Annotated in this window: 8 protein-coding genes; 4 read left to right on the top strand and 4 right to left on the bottom strand. The window is 50.2% G+C overall.

What is annotated here, in order from left to right; genetic code table 11:
- The first annotated feature begins 669 nt into the window (after positions 1 to 669).
- From PPL9_RS00470 to PPL9_RS00485, 4 genes are read left to right on the top strand one after another with little or no spacing between them, the layout of a single operon-like run.
- Positions 670 to 1188, top strand: a complete 519-nt coding sequence (locus PPL9_RS00470) for an invasion associated locus B family protein (protein WP_057460801.1) — start codon at positions 670 to 672, stop codon at positions 1186 to 1188.
- Positions 1189 to 1222: 34 nt separating this feature from the next.
- A complete protein-coding gene (locus tag PPL9_RS00475) occupies positions 1223 to 2956 on the top strand; it encodes a ShlB/FhaC/HecB family hemolysin secretion/activation protein (protein WP_057460802.1) in 1734 nt (577 codons plus the stop codon).
- A gap of 27 nt (positions 2957 to 2983) precedes the next feature.
- Positions 2984 to 15880: a hemagglutinin repeat-containing protein gene (locus PPL9_RS00480; RefSeq protein WP_161831170.1), complete on the top strand. Its 12897-nt coding sequence runs from the start codon at positions 2984 to 2986 to the stop codon at positions 15878 to 15880.
- Positions 15877 to 16587, top strand: a complete 711-nt coding sequence (locus PPL9_RS00485) for a hypothetical protein (protein ID WP_057460804.1) — start codon at positions 15877 to 15879, stop codon at positions 16585 to 16587. Before PPL9_RS00480 ends, PPL9_RS00485 begins: the two co-directional genes overlap by 4 nt.
- A 178-nt stretch (positions 16588 to 16765) precedes the next feature.
- Here the strand turns inward: PPL9_RS00485 and PPL9_RS00490 are convergent, their stop codons facing one another.
- From PPL9_RS00490 to PPL9_RS34025, 4 genes are all read right to left on the bottom strand, one after another.
- A complete protein-coding gene (locus tag PPL9_RS00490; protein WP_057460805.1) occupies positions 16766 to 17341 on the bottom strand; it encodes a recombinase family protein in 576 nt (191 codons plus the stop codon).
- 123 nt (positions 17342 to 17464) lie between these two features.
- Positions 17465 to 19084 (bottom strand): Tn3 family transposase, encoded by a 1620-nt coding sequence (locus tag PPL9_RS34015; protein ID WP_244273326.1) that lies wholly within the window; start codon positions 19082 to 19084, stop codon positions 17465 to 17467.
- A complete protein-coding gene (locus PPL9_RS34020; RefSeq protein WP_244273327.1) occupies positions 19050 to 19631 on the bottom strand; it encodes a hypothetical protein in 582 nt (193 codons plus the stop codon). The genes PPL9_RS34015 and PPL9_RS34020 overlap by 35 nt, the downstream gene beginning before the upstream one ends.
- 108 nt (positions 19632 to 19739) lie before the next feature.
- Entirely contained in the window at positions 19740 to 20360 is a 621-nt protein-coding gene (locus tag PPL9_RS34025; protein ID WP_244273328.1) for a DUF4158 domain-containing protein, read from the bottom strand.
- Positions 20361 to 20547: the final 187 nt, after the last annotated feature.

Raw genomic sequence — 20547 nt, forward strand, 5'->3', positions numbered from 1 at the left:
TCGCTCCAGTCTTGGTTGAGCCGTGAAACTGAAATACATTTTTGGCGATATCAATCCCGATGATACTAACTTCCATGATCACATCTCCTCTCGCGCTACATCCTCAACGCTATCTTGGCATAAAGCGATGCCTGGCTGGGAGGGCGTCCACTCCATCGTATATGGCCACCTTGAAGAACAATTAGTGAACAAGCTATTGGCAGGTTTTCCTCAGTGGAATGTGTTGCTTGCGACCTTATGAACTCATAGCTCCGATGCTGACCAAAGCCGAGAACATACTATAAACATTAGATTGCTTGATGTTTGTCTAGCGCCATTTTGAGGAGCCTCCATCAGTGGTGAGGGCCAGATCACAATCCATACTCGTCAGGTTGCTGCGTGATGCTTATTCTTTTCATTGATGCTGGCGCTGGTGATTCGCCAGTTAATTCTTGCCTTCGAGGCTTTAGGAAAGTTTAGTTCTAGTAGGTGATTATTTTTCACTTAGCTCTGCAAATATAGCCTATAATAGTAAGCATTGCGACTATTTAAGTAATTTTGAATAAATGGATTTAATTTTGATTATTTAGTTAAATTTGGATTTAATTAGTTAATTGACGCTCGTTGTATCTGAAAGTCATCTTCCGCACGCGTAAATGCGCAAATCATTATTTGGATGATGGATTTTCGATGAATAAGATACTGTCCGCACTGTTGGCATTTGGGCTCACGTCAGCAACAACTTCATTTGCACAAGAGCTGCCGAGTTCCCAGGTGGAAACTTACAAGGACTGGACGCTACGCTGTGTTCCGGTTGAAGGTAAGCAGACCTGCCAGATGATGCAGGAATTATCATCCAAACAATCCGGACAACGAGTATTAGCGTTTGTGATTGATAAGCAAGCTGGTCGAGCTCCAGTGACAGGAACATTAATCTTGCCTTTTGGTCTGGAACTTGATGCCGGGATCAATGCAAAGATTGATGAGCAAACAGCGTTTGAGAGGCTTGCCTTTTCAACGTGCGTGCCTGCTGGGTGTCTTGCTCCAGTTGAGCTGAGCGATGCGCTTACTGAGCAGCTTAAGACTGGTCAGAACCTGACATTAACGCTCAAGTCCATCTCTTCTCAACAACCAGTTTCAATTGAGTTGTCTCTGTCTGGCTTTTCTGCAGCTTTAGCGCGCCTGAACGCTCTTTCTAATCCGTCCTAAGCTTCTCATTGCTGCCATTTGTCTGTTTGTTTTCATGATTTTTCTGCGCAAATTTGTTGCACCCTTTATTCTGTCTCTTTGTGTTGCCTCAAATATTGCCCGGGCACAGCCAGTTCCTGATCAGATTCTGAAGGATCAGGAAAACATTATCATACGCGAACAGGAACAGCGCCGCCTTGAACAAGAACGGATACTTGGTGATCATAAGCAGGTCAGTCGGCAAAAATCTCAAAAATTAGAACTGCTATCAGGGCAAGAGAGCGCTTGTTTTGATGTCCAGGAGATCGTGCTGCTTGGTGAACTCAAGGAACCTGTATCAGAACTCAAAAGCGAACTTATCTCTTTTGAAGGAAGGTGCCTTGGCGCAGTTGGTTTGCAGAACGTTCTACGGCAGATCACAAACTATTATATTGCAAAAGGGTTTGTCACATCGCGGGCTTATTTGAAGCCTCAGGATATTTCTGTAGGACGACTGGAAGTTTTGGTTGTCGAAGGTAACGTTGATGAAGTGATCATTTTGGAAGGTGATACTAAACGTTCCAGACCTCAGCAAATTACAGGCAATCGACAGGGACATATCCTTAATATTCGCGACTTTGAGCAAGGGCTCGATCAAATCAACCGTCTGGGCTCCAAAACTGCCAAAATCAGAATTGAGCCAGGGGACGCGATCGGCAGCAGCCGGGTCTATATTGATGTTCAAGACACCTACGCAGCCAATATATCTACTCAGCTCAATAACGAAGGCTCAAAGTCAACAGGACGCCATCAACTCTCTGGATCTCTTACTCTTGAAGATGCCCTGGGCTTTTATGAGAGCTTGACGGTCAGTGCAAAGACCACGCTGGATTACCTGGATCGCAATGTTTATTCGCGCTCAATCAATGGATATGCTTCTATTCCCTGGCATTACCTGACACTGTCTGTCAGCGGCTCCTTCCAGCAATACGCTTCAGAGGTGACGTCTGCAGTTCAAAGCTTTGATTACAACGGAGACAGTTGGGAAGCTCGTATGGGTGCCGATTTTGTTGCCTATCGCGACAAGATCAATCAGTTTCTGTTAAGTGCTGGTCTTACATTAAAGGAAAGCCGCAACTTCGTTACTGGCAGATACATTGATGCCTCCAGCAAGCGGCTGTCTATTGTCGATGTATCAGGAGCATGGACAGGCCAGGTCTTTCAAGGGGCAGGAAACGTCAAATTATCCTTGCGTCAGGGCATTGATGCGTTTGCCGCGCACGCTGACACTATTTTTAGTGAGAGGACTCCAAGAGGTCAGTTTTCCGAAGTGGAGCTATCTGCGTCCTGGCGCAAGGGCTGGCAAACCCAAAATGGTCCGATAGGGCTATCATTCAAAGGTTTCGCCTCTGCCTCGCCACATACTCTGGTTGCCAGTGAACGGATTGGTCTTGGTGGTCCTGGCAGTGTATGCGGGTTTCGTGATGACAGCCTGTCAGGCGACATTGGCGGGTATCTGCAATCTGAGATGACCTGGTCTCCGGATGTTTCTTCGTTTCCGCAGGTTTTGCAGAAAGCGCTTGGCCGGCCACAATTGTTTGCAGGTCTTGATGGTGGCCGGATTGCCTTTGATGGTCACGATCCCAATGAAGGCGGGGGAATGGCGGGTAGTGTTTTAGGACTGCGCCTGTCTGGTGGTTTGTTATCCGGCCAACTTGCCTATGAGCGCCCACTTTATCATCCCGAGTTTGTCTCTGCTCCGCAGCGCGGTTTTGTCCGGGCGCAACTACGCCTGAGCGCACAATTTTGATCATTAAGGTTTGTCATGAAGAAGTTTTTGAATTCGTTTTTTTGTGCAGCCTTTCTTACTCAAGGCATTATCCCAGCCTACGCGCAAAGCCTCACACCTGATCCAAATTCCAATACCCCAAGTGTTTTGGAAGCTCCCAATGGCGTGCCAGTGGTCAATATCGTTACGCCCACCAGCTCAGGTCTGTCACACAACAAGTTCCTTGACTTCAATGTGGGCAAAGACGGTCTGATCCTGAATAATTCCATCCAGATGAGCCCGTCAGATCTTGGCGGGATCATCGAGCAAAATCCCAACCTTAAAAACGGAGCGGCCTCGCTCATCTTAAACGAGGTGACCTCCTCAAATCGGTCTTTGTTGCAAGGACCGACCGAGGTTCACGGTCAGGCTGCCAGCTATATTCTTGTCAATCCCAATGGCATGACCTGTAATGGCTGCGGGTTTATCAATATTCCCAAGGCAACTCTTTCAACTGGTGTTCCTCATGTTGAGAACGGAATACTTAAAGAGATTATTGTCGATCAAGGCTCTGTTACCATCGGTCCCAACGGCCTGAGCGCTCAGGAAACAGACTACTTTGATATCGTTGCACGCAGCATTGAGATCAATGGACAGATCAATGCAGGTGACTATCTGGGCCTGTTTGCAGGCCGCAATACCTATGATCCTGCAACAGGTAAAATCACTGCTCGCACTGATGATGGCTCTGACAAACCTGAGTTTGGCATCGATTCCTCGGCTCTGGGCGGCATGTATGCGGGCAAGATCACACTGGTTGGGACCGAAGACGGGGTGGGCGTGCGTGCGCCCGACAGCGTTGTCGCTGCCAGTGGCGGCTTTACACTTGATGCATCCGGAAAGATTTCGCTGGGAAGCGTAAATAGTGCTGGTCCCACACGCGTGGTTTCCAAGAAGAATGTAGAGGTGCGCAACAGTTCGGTTGTTTACGTCGCCGATACTGTGGAGCTTAAAGCTGGAGGTGATCTTGTTCTTTCTCCAGAAACTGTGATTGCAGCTGCTGGCGATATTGCGCTGAGCGCCCGTAACATCCTGGCAAATGGCCGGGATATTGCGGCTGGGATTGATCGGGAAGGCGAGGCTCTTGAAGCAACCGGTAAACTCACACTCACAGCCCGGCAAGACCTTCAGTTGGGTGCAAATACTGTTCTTCGTGCCGGAAAGAATACCTCTTTACAGGCAAAAACCATTAATCAGCAAGGCAGAGTGAGTGCCGAAGGCAAAGCTACTATTACAGCTGAGAGCTACTCTGTCTCAGGAGCGCATGGCAAGCTAAACGCCGGATCGGTCCTGATCAATGCTGCAGATGCAGTCGTTCTCGGGGAGGAGACACAAGGGCTTCTTTCCAAATCCGATCTGGGCATTACTGGTGGGCAGGTATCTTTGCTCGCAGATGTTTTTGCAAAAGATACTGTCACTTTGAATTCAAAAGGTACGCTCGTTGTTGGTAAGGCGTTGGAAACAGACGGCAACGTGATTGCAAAGGCAGATGACGCGCGGCTTCTTGAACAAGCATCAGTGCTTGCCAAAGGCACTCTGGATTTATCTTCGGCAGCGGCGCTTTCCATCTCAGGAACTCTGGAAAGTGCTGGGGCAATGAGCCTTAAAAGTGGCGCTCTGACCATTTCCAGTGGTGCACGGGTTCTTGCTAAGGGCAATCTGATTAGCACAGCTTCTTCCGTTCAAAATGCAGGCCTGCTTGCCTCTCTGAGCGATCTCACCCTTACAAGTGATGGGGATGTGAGATTGGAAGATGGCGGCTATGTTCGGTCTTCAGGAAGCGGAACCTTCACAATTGGTGGGGATCTGAGTGTTGGAGCCAAAGCCTTACACCGGACAACCACACTTTATAGCGGCAAAGCCCTTGATCTTAATATAAACGGTGCACTGATCCTTACAGATGAGCGCGCAGGTATATCAAGTGCTAAGTCGCTGGAGATAGATGCAGCACGCATTGATGTGGTCGGGCAGATCCTCAGCGCAGACACGCTGAAGCTGACCCTGACCAATGCAGGCACCTCCAACCTTAAGGCAACCAGCAGACTGGCAAGCAATAACACCTTGACCGTTCGAGGTTTGAGCCAGGACACTCACCTGATCAACTCCGGAGAGCTTTATGGACAGCAAGGCATAGATGTCAGACTGACTGGTACGCTCACCAACAATACCTCTACCGCGCGCATCCGTTCGGGCGAGACCCTACGCCTTGTCGCACAGACCATTGAAAACACTGGCACGCTTCAGGCCAACGATGAGCTGAAGGTTGAAGCCAGCAATGGCGGCATTACACAAACCAGTTCTGGCCAGATGGTCAGCCTTGCCGGGTCTATTGACTTAGATAGCGCAGGTCACACTCAGCTGGCAGGTGTGACACAAGCAGCAACAAGCCTGAGTCTGGATGGTCAGGTCGGTCTTACTGTCACAGGTAGCCTTGCTGCAAAAAAGGGTGCGGCAACGATCCGTGTAGGAGACGCTTTTGCGCTGACAAATGGAAGTGCCATTTCTGCATCCGACCTTTTGGATGTTCAAGCTGACAGCATTGATAGTGATGGCACGTTGAGCGGAGCTGCCGCGACCATACAAAGCTTAACTGGCGATATCTTTCTTGGAAGCACAGGCGCTATTCAGGCTGAACAAGCTGATCTCACCATCACATCTGCAGGTAACTTTGACCATCAGGGCAAAGTGATCTCCTTTGGCAAACTCATGGTAGATGCAGACGGCAGCTACAGACAACACGGAGATCTGGCTCAGACAAAAGCCAAAGCTGCTCTTGATATCAGTGCAGCAGATATCTCGTTAGCTGGCGAAGTCACAGGACTGGACAGCGTTACGATCACAGCGGGCGAAGGTAATCTTAACGTGTTCGCCGGCGCAGAGTTGTTTGCATCAAAGGATATGTCTTTAACGGCGGCACGAACACTGAACATTGCAGCTAACACAAGTCTGTCCAGCATTGAGGTAATGCAGTTAGAAGGTGCGAGCCTTGTCACTTCAGGTGAGATCCAGGCCAATGATGCGATCTCGATTACCACCCGAGAAGGCGGCTTGATCCACTCAGGCACCATAAAAGCGAACTTGAACGGAGAGGTTGGGCTCACAGGAGAATATGGTCTGAAGCTCTCGCTCCAGGGTGATCTGGTCAATACGGGAACTTTGACAAGTGGCAGCACCCTCTTTGCTGCTTTTGACAATTACTCAGGAACCGGTTCCCTCAACAGCCTGACAGACATGGAGCTTGAGGCCAAAGGAGATGTCACCGTCGGGTCTGGCGGAGAGATCCTCTCGAAACGTGCCCTTGATCTGAAGGCTTCCGGGCTGAGCGTTTCTGGTTTGCTGGAGAGCTCAGGCGATATGATCCTGGACACCGGCGCAATGACGATCAGTAACAACGCGCAGGTGCTCTCTGGAGGAAACTTCACCGGAACCGTTGCGTCTGTCCAAAGCGCAGGCATTTTAGCCTCACTCTCTAATTTTACCTTAACCAGTTCCGGGAGCATCACCCTTCAGGGCGGCAGCTATCTTAAATCTTCTGGTACAGGTCTCATTAAGGTTGGCGGTGATCTGGTTGTTGGAGCCAGCTCACCTGAGCATATCGCCACACTTTACGGGGCTGGCGCGCTGAGCATCACGGCTGATGGCACCGTTCACTTGAGCGATGAGACCGCCTCTATCGCGACTCCGGATACTTTGGTCCTTAATGCCGGAGGGCTTGATAATGACGGCCAGATCCTGAGCAACGGCAATCTGGACCTGACATTGACAAAAGCAGGTACGTCCAGCCTTGGTCGCAGCGGTAAAATTGCCAGCAACGATGGGACACTTACACTGCACGGCCTGAGCGCTGGCACTCATCTGGAAAATGCTGGCCAGATCTATGGCGAGCAAGATCTTGACTTACGTCTTAACGGTAAGTTGGAAAATTCAGGCGCGGCCTCTCTCATTCGCTCAAAGGCCAAACTAAATATCAACGCTGATGAGATCGTAACAGCAGGCACGCTGCAGGCTCAAGATGAGCTGATCGTGGAAGCTAAATCTGGCGCTTTTATTCAGAGCAGTTCCGGCCAAATGGTCAGCCTTGCCAGCTTTGTTGACATTGATGCAGCTGACTCGCTCCAGCTGGGAGGTATTACAGAAGCGGCCTCATACCTCGCACTTGATGCAAGAAAGGATCTTACCGTTTCTGGAAGTGTGGCCTCGTTAGATGGAGGCACCGTTATACGCGCGTCCCAGGTATTCACTCAGGCACAAGGCAGTGTGATCTCAACCACTAAGCAGATGGATGTGGAGGCGGCCAGTCTGGAGGTTGGCGGAACACTGAGCGGGGCGACCACAACCGTTCAAAGCCTGAGTGGTAATATTGCAATTGGTTCAGCCGGCATCATCCAGTCAAAACAAGGCGATCTGACCCTCTCCTCTGCTGGGGCTATTGACCACCAGGGCAAGATCATCTCTCTTGGTCAGCTCTCCATCAATGCAGCGCAAGCCTACACGCAGCGTGGTGATCTGGCGCAGACAAGTGCCAGAGCTGCCCTTAATATCAGCGCGGCAAGCGTGTCGATTGCTGGTGAGGTTACAGGTCTGGAAAACGTCAGCTTAAGTGCGGGCGACGGTGCGCTTAATATCCTTAAAGGAGCAGAGCTTTATTCAGCAGGAGACATGAACTTTGTCGCGGCACAAGCTCTTAATATTGCAGATAGCACGCAGCTCTCCAGTGCCAAATCCATTTCTCTTGAGGCTGCTCGTCTCGCATCATCAGGCCTGATGGAGACCAATGATACGATCTCAATTACAGCCCATGAGGGCGGGTTGACAAACTCTGGTATCGTAAAGGCCAACCTGCTCGGGAAGGACGAGCGCAGCGGTAAATATGGCTTAAAACTCTCCTTAAAGGGCGACCTGGTCAATACAGGCACACTTTACAGCGGCAGCTCTGTCTTTGCTGAATTTGACAGCTACTCAGGAAACGGTTCCCTCAACAGCATCGCAGACATGGAGCTTAAGACAGCTGGGGCGATGACCATTGGTTCCGGCGGGCAAGTCATCGCCGAAGGTGATCTGGATCTGAAGACCGCTGGATTGAATGTTGCTGGCTTGCTTGAGAGCACTGGCGATATGCTCTTGAATGCCGGCACTTTGACGATCAGTGACAACGCACGTGTGTTATCTGACGGCGACTTTACCGGAACCTTCTCCTCGGTTGATAATGCTGGTACTTTGGCATCTCTCTCTGATCTTGCCTTAACCACAACGGGGAATGTCACGCTTCAGGACGGTAGTTATTTACAGACGTTGGGCGCAGGCACACTATCGGTTAGCAAGGACCTTTCCATCGGGAAACAGGTAGCTGGGCGTATCGCAACGCTTTATGGGGCTAGCGAGCTGAGTATCACGGCTGATGCCACCGTTCACATGAGCGATGCTACAGCTTCAATCGCTACCCCGGATACACTGGTCCTTAAAGCTGGAGAGCTTGACACTAACGGCGAGATCCTAAGCAACGGTAATCTGGACCTGACATTAACCAAAGCAGGTACGTCCAGCCTGGGTGCCAGCGGGAAAATTGCCAGTAACTATGGCAAACTTACACTGCGCGGCCTGAGTGCTAGCACTCATCTGGAAAATGCTGGTCAGATTTATGGGGAGCAAGGTCTTGACCTGCGTCTTAGCGGCAAGTTGAATAACTCAGGCGCCATGTCTCTTGTTCGCTCTGATACCAATTTAAACATTATAGCCGGCGAAATCGCAAACACTGGTGTGCTGCAGGCTCAAAGTGAATTGAACGTTGAGGCTAAAACCGGTGCCTTCACGCAGGCCAGCTCCGGCCAGATGGTCAGTTTTGCCAGCTTTGTTGATATAGAAAGCACTGGGCGGGTCCAGCTGGATGGTATCACCCAGGCAGCTACTTACCTCGCACTTGATGCAGGAGAGGATCTTATCCTCTCAGGCAGCGTGGCTACTCAAAGCGGCGATGCGATCATCAATGCATCTGGAAATCTGATCCAGAGTACGGGCAGCGTTGTTTCTGTATCTGACCTTCTGGACATGAGTGCTGCCAGCATTGAAGCAAACGGGACTCTAAGCGGGGATACCACTGCATTTGAAAGCCTGAGCGGTGATCTTACTATTGGTTCTGCTGGCATCATTCAGTCAAAACAAGGGGATTTGACCCTGACCTCTGCAGGTGACGTTGATCATCAAGGGATCATGATCTCCCTTGGCGCGCTCACTCTTGATGCTGCTGGCAGCTTCATCCTGCATGGAGATCGAGCTCAGACAAAAGCGCAAAAAACACTTGGTATCAGCGCTAACACTATGTCTTTGGACGGAGAGCTTAAGGGTCTGCAGGGCGTGGCAATAACAGCCCGTAGTGGGGATCTGAACCTTGTTGCCGATGTTGATTTAAAGTCAGGGCGTGATTTACGCCTTTCTGCTGCCCAGGACCTGACAGTTGCAGGAGCCCTTTTCTCCGAGGGGCAAATGCTACTTGAAGCAAGTAGAAAGCTTGAGGTTAAAACGGCGGGGACGATCACGTCTCTGGCAACGCTGGAACTGGACGGAGACAATCTTTCAAATGCGGGCGCTTTAGAGGCCAATGGTACGATCACGCTAACAGCTCGTGCTGGTGGTCTTACGAACTCTGGCCGTGTGAAGGCAAACCTTGCTGGAAAAGACAGCCGTACAGGTGAGTATGGGCTCAAACTCGCGCTTCAGGGCGATCTGATCAATACGGGAAGCCTTTATAGTGGCAGTTCCCTCTTTGCAGAATTTGATGATTATTCGGGAGCTGGTTCTCTTATCAGCATTGCGGATATGAGCCTTGATGCGGATGGTGCAGTGGTGATTGCGACTGGTGGGCAGGTTCTTTCTCAAGGAAGTTTGGATCTGACAACTGATCTGCTGAGCGTGTCTGGTTCGCTTGAGAGCGCAAAAGACATGATCCTTGAGGGCGAGACGCTGACCATTAACTCAGGCGGCAAGATTGCCTCAGATCAGCTCGTCTCAGCAACCCTTACCAAGGACGTAAGTGTTAAAAGCGCAGCAGAAATTTATGCAGATACGCTCACACTCAATGCCAGATCTCTCTCCAACACCGGCAAAATCAGCGCTGGCAGCGCCTTAAGCCTTAGAGCAAGCAACACGCTCACCAACGGACCAACAGCAAAGATCTTGTCCAATGGTACGGTAAGCCTTCAAGCCAAAACTCTTAACAATGACGGCACGATCAATTCCTCAAGTAGCACAACTGTCACACTCAGGAATACCGCTGATGCGTCACTGACCAACGCTGCTTCTGCGCGATTGGAAAGCCTGGGCAAACTTACAATTTCTGGCCGGTCCGTTGTCAACAACGGCCTGTTCTCCGGCGGAACCGGATTTACCTTTACGACGAACGGTGATGTCACCATTGACAAAAATGCTGTTTGGCAAAGCAGGTCAGGCACACTCTCCCTTAAAGCCGACAATATTCACAATGAAGGCGCTCTGGTCAGTGGTCAGGATTTAGAGCTGCGCAGCACCACGCTCGACAATGACGGTGGGCTCATTCTTGCCAACCGAAACCTGACCATTGAAGGCCAGAGTGTCGGCACGCGTAGCACCCAGCTTCTCAACCACAATGGCGGTGGAATTGAGTCACTTGAGGGTGACATCACCTTGCGTACTCAAGACTTGCAAAACCTTACACAGGTCACAAAAACGCTTAAAACATACGAATATGCAAATAACTTCGCGACAGGTGAATGGGCTCCAACATGGATCTATGACAACCGATCCTTCTATCAAGAATCGGGAGCAACTGCTGGTAAAAGTATTAGCAGTATGTGGGATTGGGGAGAAGGTGAAACTGGCTACATCTTCGCTCCAGATATTGTTCAGATTGAAAAAATTCTTGAACTCGAAGGTGCATCACCAGATGAGTGGAACCCCGATTGGTGGAAGAAGTATGCCCCAAAGAATGTGAGCGAGTTTGATCCGTCAAAAGATCATATGGAACGATGGAGCATTATGACACCTGATGAAGCTCAACGCGTTCCAGGCGGAGCTCAGCTGACTGTCTACCTTGAGCAAGAAGAGATCTCAAGTTCAGAACCAACAGCGCGTATCAAATCAGGAAAGAACCTGTATGTTGATGTTGGTCATCTCAGGAACGCTCAAAGCCAGATTTTCGCCACTAATGATCTGTCAATCACTGGTGGGTCCTTAGAAAACATCGGCATATCTCTTTCCAGAACATACGGGGTTCAACTCAGCTACGAACTAACAACCAAGCAGCGAGGTTTTGGCTGGTTAGGGCAGATGCATGACGTTTCTCAGAAAACGATTGAGACCTCCACAGTTGCCGCAGCTCCCAGTATCATCCATGCTGGTGGTACACTCAGCGGCAATCTGTCTGGCACACTGACGAACGCGTCGGTAGACAAGACAGACTCCTCAGATTTGAATCTGGAAGAAGCCTCAGAGATTAACACCGGTTCCGGTGCACAAGGTTTCACGCAACACGGTGGACTCGGTCCAGAGACGGCTGGGGCAGTTGGTACTGAGGAAGTAAATTCTGATGAGGCTTCCAAAAATGCTGACGGCTTCAAATTTGCCAATAGCGGAGAGCAGCCAGAGACACAAGGTGTCACAGAACAAGGCCAACTTAATGCCAATGGCCAGGTTGATGCTGAAAAAGCAGATGCCGATGAGGCCTTACAAAATTCAGGCAGCTATACTTTAGCCAATAACACGCAGATCCTGCAGACAAATGCGGGTGACCTCACCAAAGGCGACAGCCTTAATGGCTCAACGATCAGTGCACCCACACCTTTGATACCTGGCCTGGGCTCCATTGATGATCTTGAATTTGGTGACCTTGATCTGGATGACCCTGACACCCTCAATCCGCGAGAGACCTCTGGCCAGGATTTTTTGCGCACGCTTGGTCTGACCACCAACCCGCAGTTGTTTGCTCCTGCACAGGAAGATAAAACCTATCTGATTGAGACACGGTTTGAGTTCGTCGATCAGACTAGTTTCTTTGGCCTGCCTTATTTTGCCGAAAAACTCGGCATTCAAAGTCTGGATCATTACGGGCAATCATTGGCTGGCTCAATTGAAGTACAAACGTCAGCCACGAATGTCCGCTCCTTAGGTGATGCCTACTTTGATACGCGTCTGATTACGGACCAGATCATTGCGGCAACAGGTGATCGCTGGATTTCCGATGGGGTTGGATCTGATGCCGATCAGGTCCGCGAGCTCATGCACAATGCGGCAGAAGCTGCTGAAGATCTGGACCTTGGCTATGGGATCTCTTTAAGCGCTGATCAAGTCGCGCAGTTGACACAAGACATTGTCTGGTACGAAAAAACAGTTGTCGCGGGTCATGAAGTTCTTGTTCCCCGCCTTTACCTGGCGGATGCGAAGAACCGGCGCAATATCGATGGTGCGATTATTGTTGCTGGCAGCGTCAATCTCAGTGCAGGTGAGGTCATCAACACACGCGGTAAAATCTCAGGCAAGAAAGATGTCCTGATCGCCGCCCAGGGCACATTGACCAACAGTTCTGGCACAATCTCCGGTGAAACAGTTGAATTGGCCGCCAACGAGATTGTTGTTGAGACACTCACCACAACCACCGGCAATGGCCAGGACCGCGTTGGCACCATTGTGCGCGAAATTGGCTCGGTCTCGGCGGAAAACTCCCTGATCCTGAAGAGCACCGGCGACACGCTGATCGCTGGCGGGGATCTGTCCAGTGGTGGGACGTTGGAAGTGGGGACCGGCGGCAATCTCAAAGTCACGGGTGTTGAAACTAAGTCTCATTTCGATTCTGACACAAAGGGCAACGGTGTTCACAGTATCCGCGTTGAGGACAAAACCCGGTATGTGACCTCTTCTATCCAAGTGGCCGATGATCTGAAGCTGAAGTCAGAAAAAGACATCACTTTGGAAGGAGCTTTGATTGCCAGTGATGGCACTGCCTCCATAGAGGCCAATGGTGATGTAAACATCTCCGCGCTGGAAGAAAGCACGTATAGCTTCAGCAACTCAAAACATAAGGGTTTTCTGTCCGGCAAAACCCGTCGCCGGGAGACGTCCAGCACCGAACAGGTGGGAACGGTGGTCGCAACCGTCGATGATCTGGACATCAAATCAAACAGCGGTTCAGTCGACATCACAGCTTCTGCGATTTCCAGTGAGGCAGATGTCACTGTGGAAGCAGCCAAAGATGTCAATCTGAACACCGCAGAAAACACGTTCCAGGAAGATGTGCTAAAGAAAAGCCACGGCTTCTTTGCAGAGGTTGGTGGAGGAACCGCAACGGTTGGCTACAAATCAGAAAAGCACAAGTTCAACACAGATGTGACCACCAACGTGGTGTCCTCTGTCTCCGGTGAGAACATCACCATCAAGGCTGGTGAGGATGTGAACTCCACCGCTGCGGTCCTTAATGCTGGCAATGATCTGAGCGTGACGGCTGGAGGCGACATCAACCTTGAGGCTGTCAATGATAATTATGAGCACTCCGAGAGTCACCGGGTTGATACAGTTGCTCTGAGTGTCAGTGTTTTTGAAAATGTCTCTGGTGCAGTGAAAACACTGGTGGAGACACCAAAGGCTGCAACAGCAGGTAAGGGCAATGTCGGCTATCAGGCAATAACCGCTGTCTCTGCTGGATTGAAAGCAGCAGAAGCGGCAAACACTCTCGTCGATATAGCGCAAAATGGCGGTACGGTTGCCGGGATCACCAATAGCCTGACTGTTTCCAGTGAAAAGAGCAGATCGCACGAGGAAAGCTCTGCTGCGAAAGTCTCTGTGCTCAATGCTGGCAATGATCTGACACTGATAGCTGGTGAGGACATCACCAGTGAAGGCGCTCAAATTGATGTGGGCGGGGATGCGACTCTGGATGCGGGCGGTGAGATCACCCTTGAGGCTGCCGACAACACCATGGCAAGTTCCGGTAAGAACTCGTCTAAATCCGCAGGGATCTCGGTCACAGCAGGGATCAGCCGGAAAGGTGACATTTCTGTTAGTGCCGGGGTCAATGCCAGCATTCAAAACGGCAAGCACGAAAGCGAGCAGACTTATAAAACCAACAGCAAACTGAATGTTGCAGGCAATCTGGACCTGACGTCCGGTGCAGACACCACGCTCAAAGGTGCGCAAGTCACCGCTAAGACGGCCGATCTGGATGTTGGTGGTGATCTGCACATCGAGAGCATTCAGGATACCGGCAGCAACTCGTCCTCCTCAGCAGGCGCTTCCGGTGGGATCTCGGTGGACATCTTCACAGGCGATGTTTCCGGCAATCTTAGCGTCAACGGCAGCAAGGGCAAAGGTTCCAGGGCCTGGGTCACCGAGCAGACCGGTATTGTCACGGAAGAAACCCTTGAGATTGATGTGGCTGGCAATACGGACCTCACAGGCGGACTGATTGCGTCTGATACAGACGACCTGACCCTTTCCACCGGCACACTCACCTTCAGCGATATCGACGATCACGACAAGCAGTCCAACATCGGCGGCTCGATTGGCGTCAACTTCACGGTGCCAGGCCCGAAGGATACAGACAAGAAGCCGGATACCAAATCTGACGATCAACCAGCAGAGGACACCTCAGACAAGGCCGACAGCCAGGAAACTGAAGCTGAGACATCCTACGGCGGCCAGTTTGAGGGCAGCTACGCCAACCGCGACAAACGCCAAATCACCCGCGCCACAATCGGAGAAGGCGAGATCATCATCCGTGATGAAGACAAGCAGAAAGAGCTGGAAGACAGCGGCGAGACGGAGAGTGTCGATAAACTCAACCGCGATGTCGACCTCGCGCAGGAAGTCACTAAAGACGTGGAAGAATACGTCGGAGTATATGTGAGTGATACAGCGGTGAAAGCTATCGCGGATGTAACGAAAACGTTGGCGGAAGTCATGTCTTCTTTAATTCGTTCAGATAAGGAGATGACACCAGAAGTAAAAGAGGCTGTTGATGACATCATAACTGATATCGCTGATGGGAAAGTCTCTTTGGATGAGGTCAGGGCATGTGCAAACCAGCAAAGCTTTAACATCTTCAACTACTTTATCACGCCCGCATATGCCAGTGGAGTTTGCAAGCGCTATATGAGCGAAGCGATTGATATCTGTATCGATTTCGTCGATGATTTCCGGGCAAGGGTATTAGATCAGGCTGCTGATGCTATTAGTTACTTCCAAGAGCGACTCGAGCAAGACCCTCAGGGTTTTGAGGACTTTCTAAAAGTCTATAGCATTTTTCCCACTTCATGGGCTACTTTGCCACTTGAAGAGGAATTTGAGAGATTAATAACTGAGAACCCTGACGATTGGGATGCAATTACTCAAGGGGTCACTGATTTCTATGAGAGACAAACTTCAGAGTTCACACCCGAGGCTAAGGCCGCAGCTGGCTTGGCCACAGCCGTTATCATTGCGAAAGTAGTCCCTTCAAAATACAGAAAGAAAACGCTTTCTTCATTGCAGGGGTCGATGTGGAAGGTACAGGGCTTTAACTCAAAGCAGATTGCCATCGCCCGTTCTCGAAAACTATCGCCAAAATACATTAAGAAAAATGGTGAGGTTGACTGGCCGGTGAATGATGGCTTTGCAGGCACGCCAATAAATACAACTTTAACTCCAGGAGCTAAAATTGATAGATATGGAGGCACAGATGGGTATTATCTCTCACCTCAGGGGACGCCATTCGATCAAAGGGCTATGGCATTTGGGCAAGAAAACAAAGATTACTTGTACTATTATATCGTGAAAAAACCGCTTCCGGTGAAAGCAGGAGAAATTGCGCCTGCCTTTGGTTATCCTGGCGGAGGCACTCAGTTCAAAGTTGACAGCCAAATAGCTGATCTAATTGAAGATGGTTATTTGGCAGGGCCGTTTAAATGATTGAATTAGAAGACGTTGAGAAAAAATCTATCTCTTTGGTAAAGTTCGCGTTGCAGAAGAGCTGTATACCTGCGAAGCGATACTCTGTCCAAATTGGAGAGGCGTTCCATTCGATGGAGGGGACTTGGGTTTTACATGTTCAAAAGAAAGGACTTTGGCGTGTAGGCTATTACAAAGGTAATGCAATTGAACTCGTGAGTGAGCATGAGCATTACCGTGATGCTATTAAACGCTTTTATAGCATGTTGCTTGGCTCTGAGCCTGTGATCGATCGGGCAAAATTGCTTTCTTTAATTTCTGGCGGATTACATGCGGATCACAAAAGTGAAATACTTGGGGAGGATGCATGGTCAAGCAGTGAGATACAGTGGCATGAGTTGGTTCGTGGCCTAGATGCAGTGGAACGGACGCATTGCATACACACAGTTTCAGCTCTTAAAGAGCTATTGGAAGAAAAGAAGAAGCTAGAATGTGTATATTTTGGATCGGAAAGAGATCTGAACCGGCAAGATATGCGAAAATGCCTAGTTAAGCTAAAAGATGGTGGTTGGAAGACTTGTTACAGAGAACGTGGAAAAGTAACGCGGATATCGTTATTTAAGTCTTTAAATGACGCGTCGACATGGTTTTACTGCTGGTGCGTAAACGAGCCTTCTCCCTGGACATTCCGGGAAGAATGGGAGGCTGAGACAGGCCAGGCGTTTTAACGGAAGGATGTATCCTCCGACAATCTTGGAAGGCCGCAATTATCTGAAAAATTGGATGTTTGGGTCTATGCCACACGCTGGATTAAATGCGGGCACTACCAACTCCCAAACGGTGATTTAAATTGTAAAAATTCAAACCTGATCTGACAAAAGCCGCCAGAAAACAGAAACTGTCAGATCAATTCTGAACTTCTACGCGTTGTCCATTCTTCACCTTGTATACTGTCCCTCTTGAGATACCAAGCTCATGGGCGATTATCGTTGGACTCTGGCCTATAGCAAGGCGCGTTTCAATCTCGGTCTTATCAATCCGAGGCGGACGCCCCTTATAGACACCTCTTTTCTTCGCCGCCGCAATGCCTTCCGCTTGCCGCTCCCGTCGCAGGTTGGTTTCAAACTCAGCAAAGACACCGAGCATATCGAAGAAGGCTTTGCCTGCTGCCGTTGACGTGTCGACAGGTTGCTCGGTCGCATAAAGATGAGCTCCCTTGTCTTGCAACCGCCGTGCAATAATCTGCAGGTCATGCATAGACCTGGCGAGCCGATCAATGCGCGTGACCACCAGTGTCTCACCAGGATGAATGAAGTCGAGGATTGCTTGTAGCTCAATGCGGTCTTTGAGAGTGCCGCCGCTCTTCTGTTCTGTACGGATCAGGCGGCAGCCGGCCGCTTCCAATGCATGAATCTGGGTATCTAGGTTCTGGTCCGTAGTAGAGGTGCGCGCATATCCGATGCGGGACGTAGATCTGTTCATTTTGGGTGTGCCATGAGCCATTTCTGTTCACTAACACATATTATACCCAAAATGAACATGGATCTATGTGCAATTGGTGTTCATTCGAGATCGTATTTTGAGTATACTCAAAATATCACCTAGTCATGCAGCTAGCTTACTTTCAAAGTCTATGCGCTGTTCCAGATCAAGCTCAAATCGGCCATAAGGATTGATGTGACTGTATATCAGCGGTGTCAGACCTCGGTAATCTTCTGCGGCAAGTCGGCCAGCCCAAACAGGATCTGAAAGCACCGATTGCACCATGCGGGTGTTGACGTAAACCAGCGAGGCCTGCAACAGGTGCAGAGACAGGGCCGAGATCTCCTGATCTTCAATGCGGTTACTAGCAATCTCCCCGCCCTTGCCGAAGAACACAAAGCCGTTGGCGCTGTTCCAGTTCTCCACCACATTGAGCCCTTCGTTGATTTCGCGACGATATTTTTCAGAGCGCAGATATCGGCACAAGAAAATTGTCTTGATAGCCCGACCCAGTTCAGCCAGCGCTTTATAGGTTGGGTGCATAACTTCGGAGCGGGCAAAGCGGCGTAAAATTGCTTCTGGATCTGCGGTTCTGTGCTGCATGGCAGCTGCGTACTTGACCATTTCGTCATACTGGCGGGCAATCTCCTCCCAGTTGATGGCGCTGGACAAGATCGGCAGCAGGTTGCCAAGTTCACCGCGCATCGCATTTGAAGGCAATGCCAGCTTCTGCCGACTGATCGCCTTAAGGCGTGGAGCAAGCTCAAATCCCAGCAGATGACAGAACGCAAAGCCGACAACGCTTTGACCATGGCTATCCACATACTGACGCTGGATCTCCATGTCGGTGCAATGGCGCAAAACATCCTCAATCATGGCAGCAACTTCAGAGGATGAACAGCGTTTTAGCTGAGAATAGATACAGGTTGCCTGCCGTTCCACATGCCAGTAGATCATCACACCTCTGCCGCCGTAACGAGCATGCCACTCGCTCATAAGGTTCCTATCCCAAGCTCCAAACTTCGTGCTATCTGCTGCACAAGCTGTCCCGGCTTCACCCCAGATGACAGGATTGCGGATTGCCAAAGTAGCATCAGCTACGCGGGCACAGGCAGCCCTTAAAGCGGCCGGATGAATATAGTTGCGGCGCACACGCAGCAACTCCTCATAGCTGATATCGGCGAGACCACCGGCAATACGTTTGAGGCCCGCATTTGTGCCAAGGCTGTAAAGGCAAAGTAACAATCGCTGATCACGGACATTGGGAGCCAGCACTTCACGACTTGCAGAGGTCTCAAAGCGGTCCAAGTATCCCGTTCCAAGGGCAGCTTCCTTAAGCGTATCCAATAGTCCCGTCATCGGCCATTGACGAGTGATTTCCGCTTTTAAAGAGACCAGCCCTTTGGGTTCCGGCGCAGGTTCAAACGGACTGACAGAGATCCGGTTCTTGCCGGTCCAACGCAGCCTGACCTTGTCATTGTGAGGCAGGGATGCATTGAGCTGACGTAGCTCATCCTCCAATGTCTTTCTGACTTCAGACACAAATGCTTCTGCATCTCGTGTCAGTTTCAGTCCCGCATAATATGTGTCACGGCGCTCGGCAAAATCCTTTGGCAGGTCTTCATCCGGATTTCGATAACGATCTGCTCCCACTACCCAGATTTCCTTGGCACGAATTCGCTCACGCAACTGGGTCAGGAGGCACAGCTCAAAGGAAATCACATTCACGCGGCCTTTTTTCATCAATCACGCTGCCACGCCATTTAGCTGGAACGGCTTCCACCGGAACATCATCCTCAGAAGCAAACCGCTTGCCTGCCTTCTGCAGCTTCGTAATACAGATCAATCCCTCTAGCACAGGGCGCCAGGCTGCGTTGTTGGATTTGAATTCCAGGACAGAAAGAAGCAGTGGTAGCATTCGGCGATAATGTGAGGCATATGACCCACGCATCACAAACTGAATTTGACAATCCAGAGTTCCTTTTGAGCGGTACTCCTTGACAATCGCTGATAGTTTCTGCTGCCCGGCGACCGGATAGATCACATCACAGATCCGCCCCTCCGGGTGTTCCATGGAGGCCACGGCAATCTCTGCCAGCAAGCGCTCCTTACCGTGAACCCTCTCGATTTCACGGCTAATGTCCTTAATCACCTTGCGCTTTGATTTTGCATTGATCCGATGGATCTGTTCCACCAGAAGGTCAATCACCCGATCAATCATCTGGGACTTGCGGACTATCAGATAAAGAGCGAACAGGCCTAATCGGCGCTCAACGCTGTGTCTACGCATCTGCGAAGCCGTTTCTGCACTCACCCGTCGCACGAGCTGGTCAATAAAGGAGCGCTCAACCTCCTTAAGAACATGTTCTGGAAGCTGTAAGCCTTCAACAAACTGAAGTCATTCAGTTGCGGCCAGAATGTTGTCCAGCGTAGCCCCGCCGATATCATCTTTCAGGCGTGAAAATCCGGTCGAAGTATCCGACTCCACCAATGAAGTTTCCATCTTTACAATGGCTTCCTGAGAAAGCTGACTGACAATATTTTGCAGGAACTCTTTCTGAAACTCGCGGCGTGCGGAACGAACAACACGTTCAATGATCTTTCGGGAGGGCGCAAACACCTTCTTCTCAAGACACCACTGATAGGCAATCGAAATCAGTTCTTCAACAGCATTGACGTGACCACAATGCTCGCATCGTAGCCAGTGTGCTAGCAGAGTTCTATGCTTATCTGACATCCGCTCAAAGCCGAGATACTGTACAATCTCCATCATATGGCGGCGTGCAGAACGGCTTTGAAAGTCATAGTCAAATGTGACCGGGCGATTTCCACCGAGCTGATCACTCAGATAGGTTAATACCTCTTCGCCAATCTGAATATCTTCATCTGCAAAGTAACCAAAGTGCTGAAGGTGTTTGAGTTGAAGTGCAACGCCGAGACGGGTCCGCGTATTGTAGCCACTGATGAAAGTGAGGTCATCGAATGACAGTCCCCACGTAAGACTAAAAGTCTGATCCATTGCAACTCTTTCCTAACCTGAAGAAAAAGTCACTTTGGCGAGCAAACATGTCTTAAATGGTGATGTTCAGCACTTGTTCCTCAAGATGGCCAAATACGATGGAGTGGACGCCCTCCCAGCCAGGCATCGCTTTATGCCAAGATAGCGTTGAGGATATAGCGCGAGAGGAGATGTGATCATGGAAGTT

This window comes from Pseudovibrio sp. POLY-S9 (assembly GCF_001431305.1).
GTDB lineage: Bacteria > Pseudomonadota > Alphaproteobacteria > Rhizobiales > Stappiaceae > Pseudovibrio.